Genomic DNA, 14,318 nt, shown 5'->3' with positions numbered 1-14,318 from the left:
AATGAGACCGATCGGTATCATTCGTCAAGAGGTGATGATGAAAAATACAACAGAGCAAAAAATCCCTCCGCGAGAGCGCATTCTGGCCGCCGCAGAAGAGCTGTTTTATCAGGAGGGAATACGCGGCGTGGGCGTTGAGGCGATTGCCGCCAGAGCCAACACCACAAAGATGTGTATTTATCGCCATTTTGAATCGAAAGATGCCTTGGTGGCCGAATGGCTGCGTCTGGCCTCCGAAAAATATGACAACGTGCTCGAAAACTTGCAGGCACGATTTGAAGACTCCCCTAAAGCGCAACTGATGGGATGGGCGAATTTTATTACCGACAGGCTCCTTGCCAAAGACTGCCGCGGCTGTGCATTCGCTAATTCGGTTGCTGAAATACCCGATAAAGATCATCCGGCGCGCCAGGTGATTGAACGGCATCAGGTCAATCTGAGGCAGCGTTTAACGCAGCTATGTGAGCAGGCGGGAATAGAGGATCCGCAGACCAGCGTCTCGGAGTTGATCTTTGTTGTTCAGGGCGCACAAATGGCCGCACAGAGTTCGGAGGACAATCATGCCATTGCAGAAAACTTACTCAAGATTGTTAGAAGAATAATCGATAAATAACGGTCATTTTCCTCTGTCTCAAAGCGGTCTAACCGTCATTGCGCCCCCCTGAGGGGTCAGGGGGCAAGGTCAGCCAAACGGGACTTTGACGGCGTCAATAATAAAATCCATTACCGCACGAATCTGCGGTGAATGCCTCAGGTCCGCGTGGATCACCAACCAGATTTCACGGCTAAACGACGGTCCATCGTAAGGAAGAAGCTGTAGCGTCGGGTCCGTATCGCCGAGAAATCTCGGCAGCCCGGCGACGCCAATCCCCGTTTTTGCTACAACGTACTGGCTGGTGATATCGCTGACCTCGGTCACAATCCGCCGACCGTTTGCCACACTCATTACCCACTTCTGATGCGGCATATAGGCTAAATCTTCGCCGTAGGCAATAAACTCCCACTGCTCGGGATTGTTGGAATGCTGATAGTCTTTGCTGGCGTACAGCGCAAAAGGCATATCGCCAATCTTGCGCGCGACGCTGGTCGGCTCCTCGGGCCGAAATAGCCGCACGGCGATATCCGCCTCACGACGGCTCAGTGAAACACGCTGTGCCTGACTGGCAATCGACATCTGAATATCGGGGTGCTGCTGTCGAAACTCGAACAACCGTTTGGCGAGAAAATTATTTCCCAAAACCGGCGGCGCACTGACCGTCACCTTTCCTACGCGCGGGAGCTGTGCCGCCCGTGCCACTCTCTCGACCGCAAAAGCGCTGACCTCCATCTGCGACGCCAACTCGGCAATCTGTTGGCCCAATGGCGTGAGCTGGCAGGCGCGCGGCAGCCTGTCCACTAGACGTACCTTGAGTTTTTCCTCCAGCAGATTCAGCCGGCGGCTCACCGTAGCATGGTCAACTTTTAGCGACCGCGCTGCGCCAGACAAGCTGCCGCTCTGTGCTACGGCATGAAAATAACGTAAATCTTCCCAGTCAAACATCGGTGCATTTTTCCCAGTTAACTGTGTGCTTTTACCGAATATTCGCACAGGCTGAGTCAGACTACGATAGCTAAATCTTGATGATGAGGAATGCATTATGGAAAGTCATACACCAGCTCGGTTGCGCTTAATACAGCTTGCGGCCTGCCTGGGTTTTGTCGTTGTTCTGCTCGACGTCAGCGTGGTCAACGTGGCACTGGAGGCGCTGCACACCCAGTTTAATGCCAGAGTGACCGACCTCCAGTGGGTGATAAACGCCTACGCGCTAGTGTTTGCCGCGCTGCTTCTAACCGCCGGTGCGTTGGGTGACAGGCTGGGTGCGAAACGCGTGTTTATGCTGGGCTTTACCATTTTCACTGCCGGTTCGGTGGGCTGTGGGCTGGCTCCAGGCCTGCCCTTGCTGATATTCGCCCGCATCGTGCAGGGACTGGGCGCTGCACTGCTGGTGCCTGCTTCACTGTCACTCATACGACAGGTTTTTCTGGACGACGAGTCCCGCAGCCGCGCCGTCGGTTGGTGGGCAGCAGGCGGAGGCGTTGCGCTGACTGCGGGGCCGGTGATAGGCGGATTTCTTATTGCGGCAGTGGGTTGGCGCAGCATCTTTCTGATCAATCTTCCCCTCGGCCTCATTGGGCTGTGGATTGTGGGACGCTTCGCCCCCGCCTCCGTCGCGCAGGTCAGTAAGAGTCTCGATCTGCCGGGACAAATCACCGGTGCGCTGACCTTAGCCAGCCTGACCATCGCACTGACCGAGGCCAGCAGCCTGGGCTGGGGCAATCCAGTGATTATCGCCGCGTGCGCGTGCTGCGGAGTCTTCGCTGCGCTGTTCCTGTGGCTGGAAGCCAATAACCCTTCGGCGATGCTGCCGTTGAGCCTGTTTCGCCATCCGACCCTCAGCGGCGCTACCCTCATCGGACTGATAGCCAACCTGACGTTTTACGGCATGATCTTCACCTTCAGCCTCTATTTTCAGTTTATCCGTGACTTTGCGCCGCTGAAAACCGGCCTGGCCTTCCTGCCGATGATGGGGATTATGGTATTTGCCAATATCGCGGCGGGTCGTCTTGCAACCCGGATGGGGACACGAACCCTTGCCGCCACGGGGATGCTCGCCTCGTCGGTAGGGTATTTGCTGGTGCTGCCCGGACTGGCCGACGGATCCTATGCCCAGATGGCTATCCCGATGCTTATCGCAGGGGGTGGCATCGCATTAACCATCCCGACCATTACCCACGCCACGCTGGCCGCCGTGCCGGGTTCGCAGGCAGGCATTGCCTCCGGCCTGCTCAACGCGGCGCGGCAGGTCGGTGGCGTCATCGGCGTAGCGCTGTTCGGATTTCTGGTCCGACAGCGTGAGACGCGGCCGTTTTTGCAGGGAATGGAGCATGCGCTGGTGATTTCCGCATTGCTTTTGCTCGCCGCAAGCGTACTGGCCTTAAGATATTTGCAGGCGCGCCAGCCAGACGCCTTGGTGTCGCTGGACTCTTAAACGCTGGCTGCAAGCGTCGGGGGTAACCGGGCTTATCGGGCAGTTGCTTGCCACTAGGAGAGAGGACCGGCAATGAAACATAAGTTTCAGAACCTAAGGTTTTAATGACCTGCTCAGACGATGCGCCAACGGGGGAGACGCTGGCGCATTGATGTTGTCGTGAAGGCCGCATCAAGCCGTTTTTCCCTCGTTCTCACGCTCGCCCTGTCGCATCGATAACGCCGTCGCGCTGGCGGCATCAAACAGCGAAAGGCTTTCAATCTGCGAAGCCATAATCACCTTGCGAAAATCCATCGCCGAACGGGGTGATGAATCTAGCGTAATATCGTGCTCGTCATACCAGGCGCTGTAATTATGCTCGATGCAAAGATTTAGCGTTTTGCCTTCGCGATAGCCGCTTAGCATAGGAATTAATACCACGTTGGCAGTCGCACTATTTTCAAAAGAGGTGGTGTGTACCATGCCGATATATATCCGCCGCGATTTCAAGGTTATCCAGGCGAGATGGCCCTCCTCCATACACTGAAATAATATGCCTTCAACGCCGTTAGAGTGGGTGAGCCTTTTATACAGATCTTTCCTGCCTGCACTGTCTAATCTTGCGCTGCCCGCCCAGTTGGAGCGATAAAAACAGAAAATCACCGCGAAGGTCAGCATAATAATCACCGGCGCCTGGATCCCTAAAAAACTCCAGTTCATGAAGTCCATTTGCAGGTGATGATAATGATCGGCCAGCGAGTAGGATGTGGCGTTCATAATAGTCGACGTCAACAAAAGTACCAGCCAGATCAGGGCCGTAGCCACCAACCCCTGCAATACAAAAATGCAGCCGTAGAGTGCCACTAAAAAATAGACGTCCCAGCCGAAGGTGCGTTTAATTTTAAAGCGAGTGGACAGGTCGCGGCTGGTGTACCAATAACCGCAGACCATCAAGACCATAAAAACAGCCGTTCCCATTTTATACTCTCCTTAGCGTTTGCACGTGGCGAGCAAAATCCTCTTTAACCTCTTTGCTGCAAGTATTGACCGAGGCCACGCCGTCCTCATTGATAATAATGCGATCCCCTTCTTCTATCGCCTCTTCAATATCGCTCTGACTCATCACCTGCAAAAGAGATTCCGGGCTGGAAAAAATCGAAAATAAAAATTTGCGCATTACGACCTCCATGAATAATGCAATAAGCATGGCAGGCGAGTGTCTATTCATCTATAAGATAATTGGCGGTTTCGACCTGAAGGGGAAAATAAAAAGGGAATACCAAAAGGTATTCCCGTAGGACTGTCGTCTTGATAAGGCAGGATTATTCCAGCGGACCGCCCAAAATGGTTTCACACATTCCGTCAAGAATACGCTCACCCGTTTCCTCAGTCAGGTCGTGATACCACTGCTCAGTCAGCGCCATCTCTTTACCGTGGGTGACATCGCAGCGTTTTCGGGCCTTCAGCACCAAATCTTTAACCCGCGGCGCGCGTTTTTCCTGATAACGCAGCAACGCATCCTCAATCCCCAGCGAGTGGGTTTGCAGCAGATTCGCCAGCACCACGGCGTCCTCCATCGCCGCACAGCCGCCCTGCCCAATGTCCGGCGTGGTGCTGTGAGCAGCGTCACCCAGCAGCGCAATGCGCCCTTTCACCAGGGTCATAAACGGCTCGATATCGTGAATTTCGACGCGATTAGTGGTCTCAGGATTGATACCTGCAATCAGTTTCTGCACCGGTTCCGCCCAGTCGGCAAAATAGCGCTGTAGGTCTTCACGCACCGTGCTGCGGTCTTGCTCGAGCCCTTTTGGCAGAGGGACGTCGAAGAAGAAGTAAAAACGGTTGCCGCTTACCGGCATCAGTGACACCCGCTTGCCTTGACCGACAAAGGTGGTCCACTGGTCAGCCGGGGCGATGCTTTCATCAATTTCAACCAACCCGTTCCAGTTAACGTAGCCGGCATAGCGGCGCTCGGTATCATAGCCCAGCACGTGCTTACGAACGACGGAATGAGTGCCGTCGGCGGCTATCAATAAATCACCGTGGGCAGAGGTGCCGTCGTCAAACCAGGCGGTCACGCCGTCGGCGGACTCTTCCACGTGGGTCACGCGTTTGCCAAACTGCACGCTGTCGCGGCCATAGGTGTCGAGCAGCATCGCCTGTAGCTCAGCGCGTGCCACCGGGTAAGGCTGCTCGCCTACGCGTTGGACCAGCGGGTCCATGCTGAAACGGGTCATAGTCTGGCCCAGCTTGTAATCGTTGTACGCCATGTAGCGCATGTGTCCGCCCAACTCGCGCAGCGCGTCTTTCATGCCAAGATAGTTAAGGCATTTGACGCCGTTAGGCCAGATGGAGATGGCGGCACCGACCGGTTTGATCTCCTTCACCGCCTCGTATACGGCAGTCTCGATACCAAAGCGCTTCAGCGCAATCGCCGCACACGTCCCGCCAATACCACCACCAATCACGACAGCTTTCATGTTTTTCTCCTTGAAGTCTCTCAAGAGAAAAGCAATTTCCGTACCAGCTTGAAAAGAAGCTCTGATTTCACGCAAAGCCCTTGTATACAATCGATGTATACAATGCTCAATGAAACAATCGTTACAAAGACGGGTTCAACGCACCAACTTAACGCACGAGGATGGGGCATTGAACGAATCTGGTGCACCCTTAGCACAAAATAGAAACAACCCAATTATTTCATAGGGTTAAATTATTACTATTGATTTTATGTTTAATGTCATTACAAATTTGCAACAATTAAACATTAAGAAATAATCAATTTTTGGCGCGCTTCACCAATGGCGATTACCCTTACTTTTCTTGAGGAGAACACCCATATGGAGAAAGTGAAATGCTGACACGTCGTGATATGTTGAAAATATCGGCCGCAGGCGCGGCAACCGTCGGTCTGACCAGCGCTCTGGTGAGCCAGGCCTCGGCGGAAGAAACCCGCAATCTGGCTCCCCCTACGACTTACCAACCCGCTCATAACGCCACAGCAGTTTATAAATACAAATACTCAGACAGCGTAAAACGCATTCTACCCGGTGGATGGGCACGCGAAGCCACGGTTAAACAGTTCCCGATTTCAGAAGGTATTGCCGGTGTCGATATGACGCTAGCACCGGGTTCCGTTCGAGAACTTCACTGGCATGCAATCGCCGCCGAGTGGGCATTTATGATTTCTGGCAAGGCACGCATTACCATCATCGATCCGCAAGGCACTTCGGAAGTGGCCGAGTTTGGCCCTGGCGACGTATGGTATTTCCCCAAAGGCTATGGCCACTCGATTCAAGCACTCGAGGGCGGCGCGCATTTTATTCTGACCTTCGATAACGGCCACTTCTCGGAGTTTGGCACTTTCAGTATCACCGACTGGGTGGCTCATACGCCGAAAGAAGTATTGAGTAAAAGCACCAATCTTCCCGCCTCCATTTTCTCAAAAGCCAAACAGGGAGAAGCCTACATCGTCACCAGACGCGTTCCTCCTGCCCTGCCACTGGCGCGCAACAACGGGGGCCGAGACGACTCCCCGCTCAAACACCACTATCCGCTGATGAGCGTTCCTCCGTTCTTCGAAAGCGAAAACGGCAGTATTCACATTGTTTCATCAAAAGAGTTTCCCATTTCTCAAACGATGACCGGCGTCATCGAAATCATGAAACCCGGCGCGGTGAGGGAGATGCATTGGCATCCGAATGCCAACGAATGGCAATACTATATTTCAGGCAAAGGCCGCATGACGGTCTTTAGTTCACTCGGTCACGCCGAGACGCAAGAGTATGACGCCACCGATGTAGGCTACGTGCCGCAGGGCTTTGGGCACTATATCGAGAATATTGGCGATGAGGATCTCAAGGTGCTGGTGGTGTTGGACAACGGCATTTATCAGGATATTTCGCTGTCAGACTGGCTCGCTAAGACCCCTTCCAACGTGCTTGCCGACAACTTCCTCAACGGCGAGGCAGACTGGGACCCTCGACCTGCGGAAAAACTGTTTATTTCTAAAGGCGCTCAGTAACTTTCCGTTTGTGATTTGATGCACTCCCAGGCCCGGAATCGATTCGGGGCCTGGGACTCAGTCCACCGACGTCAGACCCGACGGAGCGCAGATAGTTGAGACTTGCGGTCACGTCTCGCAGGCTGCTCTCGACGTTGCGGGGGTCCCGCTCGATACGGGTGTATCCTGCCTGAGGACGTGCTGTTTCACTTGATTCCGATCTCGACTGGCGTGCAACGCTTGAAGAACATGTCGAAACCGTCACGCCCCTGTAGTTATTGATTACTTGTCGGCAAGGTTGTGCAGAGACTCTCCGAACAGCCGAAAATGAAACATGCCGTCGAGAGTCTCGCCGCCGAGCGAACGATAAAATCGCGCTGATCCTGCGTTACTTTTCTCCGACATCCAGTCGAGACGCAGGCATTCCCGCTCAACGGCCAATCGAGCGATATACTGCATTAAGCGCCTTCCCACGCCTTGCCCACGCTGAGCCGCTGAAATATATAACTCCTTGATATACATCTGCCCCGAATACCTCGGAGACGGATAAAGGATGTTCACGCAGGCGAACCCAATAATGGCCTCGTCTTGCTTGACTCGGATAACAATCACGCCAGAATCAGGTGCAAAAACACGTGACTCGAGGTAAGTCTCCATCTTTGACGGCTCAATAATGCCAGCACCAAAGTAGTGTTCCTCCATCTCGGTAAAAATCCCCACCATGCTCTTCCAGTCCGATTTTTCACACACGGCAATCGATAAACTCATCCTTTGCTCCCTGAGTTATTACTGATTTAGTTCTGATTCTTTCCTGAATATCTCTTTACCACAAAACCCCTCACGCTGCTCAACGCTTGACGTCACGCGCTAAGTAGGTAGACTGGGCTACCTACTCAATGTGCAATTAAACCAACAGGTGACGCTATGACGGCAAAAAAACCCGACGCAGGAGAGAGCGCTCGAGACCGCCTCCTCAATGCCGCAAGAGTCTTGTTTTACAACGATGGCATTGCAGGAACGGGCATTGACGCCGTGGTAAAACGGGCGGGTGTCGCAAAAAAAAGCCTCTACAACAATTTCGCCTCCAAGGCCGAATTGGTCGAAACCTACCTGCATCTCCGCCATGACGAGTGGCTGTCGTTATATCAACATCGTCTAGAGGCGGCGAACAGTCCGCTAGAGGGCGTACTGGCGGTTTTTCTCGCCTATGAGGACCATGCAGAATACGCCTATGAACGCGGATTTCGAGGCTGCGGCCTGCTTAACGCCGCCGCTGAACTCCCCGCCGACGCGCCGGGCAGACAGGCCGTACGACGCCACAAAGAGCAGGTAGAGTCCATTCTGGCCACACATCTTATTGAACTGACTCGGGGCGATGAAAAACGGGCAACGCTGTTGGCGAAGCACTTGGCCTTTCTGCTCGAAGGTGCGATGTCGCGCGCGGGCCTTGAAGGCAATGGTGACTGCGTTCGCCAGGCGCGCAGCATGGCTATAACGCTGATGGAGGCACTATGACAATAAGCAGTGACCGCCGATTTGGTGGCATCACGGCGGTATTGATTGCCGCCATACTGTGGGGAACAACGGGTACTGCCGCGACCTTTGCCCCTCAGGTCAGCAGCGTGGCCATCGGTTCAGTCGCCATGGGCGTCGGCGGACTGCTGCAGGCACTCATTGCCTTGAGGAGTTTGCTGCGTTTTCGGCACGCCCTCGGTCAGCAGTGGCGATTGTTGATAGTCGGTGCTCTGGCGGTCGCGGTCTATCCGCTGGCATTTTATGCCTCCATGCGCATGGCGGGCGTCACTGTCGGCACGCTAGTCTCGATTGGGTCGGCCCCGCTGCTTTCCGCGCTGATTGAATACTGTCTCGAAGGGCAACGCCTTTCGCTGCGCTGGATGGCCGGTGCATCGCTTGGCATTGTTGGAATGTTACTGCTGTGTTTAGCCAAAAACACCGGGCACGGCGCGACGTCCGAGATGCTTCCCGGCATCCTGACCGGTCTGATTGCGGGTCTCACCTACGCGCTGTATTCCTGGGCCGCACGCCAGCTCATGCAGCGCGGCGTGCCTTCCAAAACGGCGATGGGCGCAACCTTTGGGGTCGGAGGCATCCTGCTAATGCCGGTGCTTTTCGCGACCGGAGCGCCTCTCCTGGCGTCATGGAATAATGCTGCCGTCGGGGCCTATATGGCGCTGGTGCCGATGTTCATCGGCTACCTGTGTTTCGGATTTGGCCTGGCGCGCATTCCGGCAAGCATGGCGACCACCTTGACTCTGCTCGAACCGGTCGTTGCCGCCGTTCTCGCGGTGTTTATTGTCGGCGAAAGGCTCACGCCCCAGGGCTGGCTCGGCATTGCGCTGGTCGGTATTTGCCTGATTTTGATTACCGCTCCGGCCAAAAGAAATTCAACGCTTTCAGAAAGCCGGGAAACGGTTTAAGTAAGGTATTCCTGTTGCCTGGTTCAACGTTTTTTAAGCGAATTCATCTCATGATACAATAGGCGCTTTGTTGTTTATGGTTACCTATTGCGTTATGAATTTATTGATAAAAAAGCTTAAAACCGCCTGCGATCACTTCTGGCCGCAGGCCGTTATATCCAGTCGGCGGGAACGGATCGTTGGCTGTGTCGGGGCCGCTTTCGGCATTATCCTGACCGAATGGCTATGCCGATTGTCAGTGGGTGAATCTGTCCCGTGGTTAATCGCGCCGATGGGAGCCTCGGCGGTACTGATGTTTGCCGTTCCGGCCAGCCCGCTGGCGCAGCCATGGGCGGTCATCGGCGGAAATTTACTCGCCTCAGTGGTTGGCGTAACCTGTGCGCTCGCAATCCCCGACGCCAGCGTTGCCGCCGCGCTGGCCGTGGCGATTTCCATCGCCCTCATGTTTCCGCTTCGCTGTCTGCATCCCCCCAGCGGTGCCGTCGCCATTACCGCGGTGCTCGGTGGCCCGACCATCACCCATTTAGGCTATGGTTTTGCACTGTATCCGGTGCTGCTCAATTCACTGTTGCTGACCGGTGCCGCGCTGTTGTTCAACAACACGATGAAACGCCGTTATCCCCATTCCGTTCACAGCGTTCGTTCATCTGTCCCTCCGGCCAGCGTGACGCCGCTGACGCCTGCCCCAACGCTTAGCATCACGGCCGCAGACCTTCAGGCCGCGCTGAAAGAAAACGCTGAAGTGCTGGATATCGATGAAGACTCCCTGCTTGAGGTCTTTTCCCGCGCCGAGTCAATTGCCCGACGCCGGCACGCGCTCGATGCCTCAGAAACTCAGACGCAACCCACCCGGATTGCCTCTTGAGCGTTTTCTGATGTCATCGTTCACGTTACGGCCTTGAGCCTGGCGACGCCCGGCGGCAGGTTTGAGTTAATTGAGTGGCGTCCTGAGGGCAGGATGCTGCTCTGACTCATGCCGGCTCCCATGAAGGCCATGGATCGCTAAATTTGACCCAAACCTTGACCCCCATCGACATCTCCTCATCGCTCAGCAGGCAATCGTCCAGTTTGGCGCGCAGACCCTGTTCATCCATATCGATACCGATGAACACCAGCTCCTGACGTGCATCGCCGACGCCGTCTAACCAATATTCGAGGATAAATGCCAGCGTCTCAGAGTCCTCAGGCCAACGTTCTTTCGGCACACTCGCCCACCACATACCGGCCTTGTCCTGCCGCGATACGCCACCGGCCTGCGACCATTGTCCGGCAAAGGTCGGCCTGCTCGCCAGCCAGAAGAAGCCTTTCGAACGGACGACGCCGGGCAGGCCATCGTTAGCCAGGACGGCAAAACGCTGCGGATGAAATGGACGGCGAGCACGATAGACGAAATGCGTAATGCCATACTCTTCGGTTTCTGGTGTGTGCTCTCCGCGTAACTCCTTAAGCCAGCCAGGAGCCTGAGCAGCCTGTTCGAAATCAAAAAGCCCGGTGTTAAGCACCTTGTCTAACGCCACCTGCCCGAAGGAGGCGACCTCAATGTTGGCGCGCGGATTAAGACTGTGCAGAATGGCATACAGCCTGTCCTGCCGTTGGACGCTGATGAGGTCAACCTTGTTGAGCACGATGACATCACAGAACTCAACCTGCTCAATCAGCAAATCGACCACCGCGCGATCGTCAAACTCACCGAGCGACTCCCCTCTTTCCCGCAGGCGGGTGTCAGACTCGTAGTCATTAAGAAAGTTAAAGGCATCGACCACCGTGACCATGGTGTCGAGCCGGGCAAAGGTTGACAGGCTTTGCCCGTCATCATCGGTGAAGGTAAAGGTCTCGGCGACCGGTAACGGCTCTGAGATACCGGTCGATTCAATAACCAGATGGTCGAATCGTCCGGCTTTCGCCAACCTGTCGACCTCAATCAGCAAGTCTTCGCGCAGCGTGCAGCAGATACAGCCATTGCTCATTTCTACCAGCTTTTCATCGGTGCGCGACAGCTCGGCACCGCCTTCTCGCACCAGCGCCGCGTCAATATTGACCTCTGACATGTCGTTGACGATGACTGCGACACGCAGCCCCTGACGATTATTAAGGATATGGTTCAGTAACGTGGTTTTACCTGCGCCTAAAAAACCGGAAAGCACGGTGACCGGCAGGCGCGGGTCATGAAGGAAATTTGAAGATGGTGCAATGCTCTCTGTCATAGCCTGACCTCTGAAAAGGATGCCTTAATAGAATTAATTTGTTATGTTATAACATAACAAATTAAGATCAAGCTTATCCTGATCGGACATGTGGCTAACCAGGAAAAAAATCAGCCGTTAATAGGTGATGACAATCACAAATCTACATTTATATTCATCTTGAAGGGTCACAAAAATATCGGCCCTTTAAATTAATTTAAATTAAAATCAAATGATTAAACCAAAAAATAATCATTTATTTCATTTTTAATATAAATTGAAATTTTCATTTCTTTAGCATAGCCTCTCTCCCGTTGAATTGATCATTGAGCCACTGCGCTACTTCTTACGGGAGTTGTAAAAATGAGCCATACCCTGACGCCAGAAATTTTGCTTCAGCAGGAAGCTGAACACCGTTTTGACAATCTGGATTTTGATTTCACTTCTGCATGGGAGATTGGCAGCGCAATTCGTCAGCGTGCGCTGGAGTCAGATGCGCCCGTTTCGATTGAGATTTTTGCTTTCGGCCAACCGCTGTTTCTGACCGCCTTACCGGGTTCGAGTGCCGATAACCTGGAATGGATGAAACGTAAAAGAAATACCGTGCTGCGCCTCGCCCACTCCTCCCTTTATGCGGGGCTCAACTATGAGCTGACTGGCGAACGCATGGAGCATCACGCCTTTATCAATCAGGCCGAATACTGCGACCACGGCGGCAGCTTTCCGTTATTGACCCGAGCTGGCGCGGTATTCGGTGCCGTTAGCGTAAGCGGCCTGCCGTCGCAGGATGACCATGCGCTGGTGGTTTACGGCATCAGCCATTACCTGAAACACAAGAAGTAACTCGTTGCCAAGGACATCATGATGAACAGCGATTTTGTGAAACTGGCCATAGCCCCCATCGGCTGGACCAATGACGACATGCCTGAACTGGGCGATGAAAACAGCTTCCAGCAGTGTATCAGCGAGATGGCGCTCGCCGGGTTCAAGGGCAGTGAGGTTGGCAGTAAATATCCTCGCAGCCCGGCGTTGCTTAAACCGGCACTGGAACTGCGTGGGCTGCAAATCTGCAACGCCTGGTTCAGCACCTTCTTTGCCGATGGTCGTCGCGAACAGACGGTCGAAGAATTCAAGCAAACGCTGGAGTTCCTGCACAGCATGGGCGCGAAGGTGATTGGCTGCTCGGAGCAAAGCGGCAGTATTCAGGGCCTGCCTCAGCCGGTGTATGGCGAGAAAATTATCTTTAACGACTTACAGTGGCAGCGCGTAGCCGAAGGCTACAACCTTATTGCCGAGCTGGCGGCTGAAAAAGGGATGTCGGTTTGTCTGCATCATCATATGGGAACCGGTATTCAGACGCCGGCAGAAATTGACCGCTTCATGGAGGTTGTGAGCCACAACGTTTTCCTGCTCTATGATACGGGGCATGTTTATGCGTCTGAGCTAACTCAGCAGGCGGTAGTGAACGTGCTGGAAAAACATCTCGCACGCATCCGTCACGTGCATCTGAAAGACTGCCGGGACGAGGTATTAAGGCAGGTTAAAGACAAACAGCAGTCCTTTATGACCGGCGTTCGTCAGGGCATGTTTACCGTGCCGGGTGACGGCGTGATTGACTTTGCGCCGGTGTTTGAACTGCTCGATAAAAGCGGGTATCGCGGCTGGATGGTGGTCGAGGCCGAACAGGATCCGTCGAAGGCCAACCCGCTGGAATATGCCCTTAAAGCACGGAAGTTTATTCGCGACCAGACCGGCCTCTAAAACCCTAGGTATTTTATTAATTATCTCACGCGCCGCAGTGGTCATTCTTGCGGCGCTTTGCTAAAGCACTCTCCCACCAAGACAGTCAAGACCCTCGCCTAACTGCACGGGGGAAGAGGCGGGTCGAAGCCTACCTGGCAAAGGCAGCCTGTTTACGTTAGTGCTGCCGCGCCACTGACGGTACGATTAAGCGAAAACGGTTCTCAGATGCTGTTTCAGGCGCAGCACGTCGCTGTCGACAGAGGGGGATTTCAGCACGTCATAGCAGGAAAATGACGGCACCACCTCAACGCCGCAAAACCGGTAGTTAGCGGTATTGTGGGCGAAAACGTCATCGACAGATTTACCGGAAAACAGCGCCTGATGCGGGTTATTGAACGCCGCTTCAGGCGCATTCCAGGTCAGTGACAGCATGTATTTTTTGCCCTGCATCTTGCCACCGCTGCCGTACTGGCGGTCAGGGTCCTGTCTTGTTCGACCGTCATCGGCCAAAAAGCTCTGCTGCATCAGGCCTGCAGTAAACACTTCATCAACATATTTTTTGTAGATCCAAGGGTTACCAAACCAGTAAACCGGCGACTGGGTGATAATAATGTCGGCCCAGAGATGTTTCTGCACCTCTTCATTAATTTCATAACCCTGGTCAATGTGCGTGTGCTGTACCTCATAACCCAGACTGTGCATCTCTGCGGCTAGGGTATCCACCAGCAGCTTGTTCAAACTGCCGGAAGACATGCCTTCGTAAAACTGGTGCGCATTGACGATCAGTACATTTTTCATGTTTTCTTCCTGTGCGTTTATTAATGAGTCCGGCGTCATTCCGGGCTGATACACAAGAAGATACGCTACCCACACTCTGATGATTAGAGGGGGGAATGCGCATAAACTTAGAAATGCGACTTCTGAATCGAGGCAGCAGGCCTGA

The 14,318-nt window shown here is 54.0% G+C and carries 15 protein-coding genes; 8 read left to right on the top strand and 7 right to left on the bottom strand.

Annotated elements, in window-relative coordinates; translation table 11 throughout:
* Window position 1: 1 nt before the first annotated feature.
* Complete coding sequence (locus BS640_RS06780; protein WP_084912242.1) at window positions 2–613, top strand: TetR/AcrR family transcriptional regulator; 612 nt, start codon at window positions 2–4, stop codon at window positions 611–613.
* A 69-nt stretch (window positions 614–682) separates the two neighbouring features.
* Here BS640_RS06780 and BS640_RS06775 read toward each other — a convergent pair whose 3' ends face one another.
* A complete protein-coding gene (locus BS640_RS06775) occupies window positions 683–1,540 on the bottom strand; it encodes a LysR family transcriptional regulator (protein WP_084912241.1) in 858 nt (285 codons plus the stop codon).
* A 97-nt stretch (window positions 1,541–1,637) separates the two neighbouring features.
* On the opposite strand from BS640_RS06775, the gene BS640_RS06770 reads away from it, so the two are divergent.
* Window positions 1,638–3,029, top strand: a complete 1,392-nt coding sequence (locus BS640_RS06770; RefSeq protein ID WP_084912240.1) for an MFS transporter — start codon at window positions 1,638–1,640, stop codon at window positions 3,027–3,029.
* A 171-nt stretch (window positions 3,030–3,200) separates the two neighbouring features.
* On the opposite strand, the gene BS640_RS06765 is transcribed toward BS640_RS06770, so the two are convergent.
* The 3 genes from BS640_RS06765 to hpxO form a co-directional block, all read right to left on the bottom strand.
* Entirely contained in the window at window positions 3,201–3,986 is a 786-nt protein-coding gene (locus tag BS640_RS06765; RefSeq protein WP_084912239.1) for a hypothetical protein, read from the bottom strand.
* A gap of 1 nt (window position 3,987) precedes the next feature.
* The gene (locus tag BS640_RS06760) at window positions 3,988–4,185 is read right to left on the bottom strand and encodes a hypothetical protein (RefSeq protein ID WP_017490587.1); all 198 of its coding nucleotides are present in this window, start codon (window positions 4,183–4,185) and stop codon (window positions 3,988–3,990) included.
* 145 nt (window positions 4,186–4,330) lie between these two features.
* Window positions 4,331–5,488, bottom strand: a complete 1,158-nt coding sequence (gene hpxO / locus BS640_RS06755; protein WP_084912238.1) for an FAD-dependent urate hydroxylase HpxO — start codon at window positions 5,486–5,488, stop codon at window positions 4,331–4,333.
* A gap of 374 nt (window positions 5,489–5,862) precedes the next feature.
* Between hpxO and BS640_RS06750 the strand changes: the two genes are divergently transcribed.
* Complete coding sequence (locus BS640_RS06750; protein WP_084912237.1) at window positions 5,863–7,032, top strand: cupin domain-containing protein; 1,170 nt, start codon at window positions 5,863–5,865, stop codon at window positions 7,030–7,032.
* A gap of 261 nt (window positions 7,033–7,293) precedes the next feature.
* Here the strand turns inward: BS640_RS06750 and BS640_RS06745 are convergent, their stop codons facing one another.
* Window positions 7,294–7,779: a GNAT family N-acetyltransferase gene (locus tag BS640_RS06745; protein WP_017490583.1), complete on the bottom strand. Its 486-nt coding sequence runs from the start codon at window positions 7,777–7,779 to the stop codon at window positions 7,294–7,296.
* A 156-nt stretch (window positions 7,780–7,935) separates the two neighbouring features.
* Between BS640_RS06745 and BS640_RS06740 the strand changes: the two genes are divergently transcribed.
* The 3 genes from BS640_RS06740 to BS640_RS06730 all read left to right on the top strand — a co-directional run bounded on the left by BS640_RS06740 (window position 7,936) and on the right by BS640_RS06730 (window position 10,314).
* Window positions 7,936–8,526, top strand: a complete 591-nt coding sequence (locus BS640_RS06740; RefSeq protein WP_084912236.1) for a TetR/AcrR family transcriptional regulator — start codon at window positions 7,936–7,938, stop codon at window positions 8,524–8,526.
* Window positions 8,523–9,449, top strand: coding sequence for a DMT family transporter (locus BS640_RS06735; RefSeq protein ID WP_084912235.1), 927 nt, complete (start codon window positions 8,523–8,525; stop codon window positions 9,447–9,449). Before BS640_RS06740 ends, BS640_RS06735 begins: the two co-directional genes overlap by 4 nt.
* A gap of 94 nt (window positions 9,450–9,543) precedes the next feature.
* Entirely contained in the window at window positions 9,544–10,314 is a 771-nt protein-coding gene (locus BS640_RS06730; RefSeq protein ID WP_206600916.1) for an HPP family protein, read from the top strand.
* A gap of 106 nt (window positions 10,315–10,420) precedes the next feature.
* Here BS640_RS06730 and zigA read toward each other — a convergent pair whose 3' ends face one another.
* Window positions 10,421–11,653: a zinc metallochaperone GTPase ZigA gene (gene zigA / locus BS640_RS06725; RefSeq protein WP_084912233.1), complete on the bottom strand. Its 1,233-nt coding sequence runs from the start codon at window positions 11,651–11,653 to the stop codon at window positions 10,421–10,423.
* Between the two features lie 342 nt (window positions 11,654–11,995).
* Here zigA and BS640_RS06720 point away from each other — a divergent pair, with 342 nt between their 5' ends.
* Both BS640_RS06720 and iolE read left to right on the top strand, forming a co-directional pair.
* Window positions 11,996–12,475, top strand: coding sequence for a heme-degrading domain-containing protein (locus BS640_RS06720; protein ID WP_084912232.1), 480 nt, complete (start codon window positions 11,996–11,998; stop codon window positions 12,473–12,475).
* Between the two features lie 21 nt (window positions 12,476–12,496).
* The gene (gene iolE / locus BS640_RS06715) at window positions 12,497–13,393 is read left to right on the top strand and encodes a myo-inosose-2 dehydratase (RefSeq protein WP_017490577.1); all 897 of its coding nucleotides are present in this window, start codon (window positions 12,497–12,499) and stop codon (window positions 13,391–13,393) included.
* A gap of 186 nt (window positions 13,394–13,579) precedes the next feature.
* Here iolE and BS640_RS06710 read toward each other — a convergent pair whose 3' ends face one another.
* Entirely contained in the window at window positions 13,580–14,173 is a 594-nt protein-coding gene (locus BS640_RS06710) for an NAD(P)H-dependent oxidoreductase (protein WP_017490576.1), read from the bottom strand.
* Between the last annotated feature and the right edge of the window lie 145 nt (window positions 14,174–14,318).

This window comes from Rouxiella badensis, from assembly GCF_002093665.1.
In the GTDB taxonomy this organism is placed as follows: Bacteria; Pseudomonadota; Gammaproteobacteria; order Enterobacterales; family Enterobacteriaceae; genus Rouxiella; species Rouxiella badensis.
The sequence above is the reverse complement of the archived record's forward strand: the minus strand, read 5'-3'. Positions and strand labels throughout refer to the sequence as shown.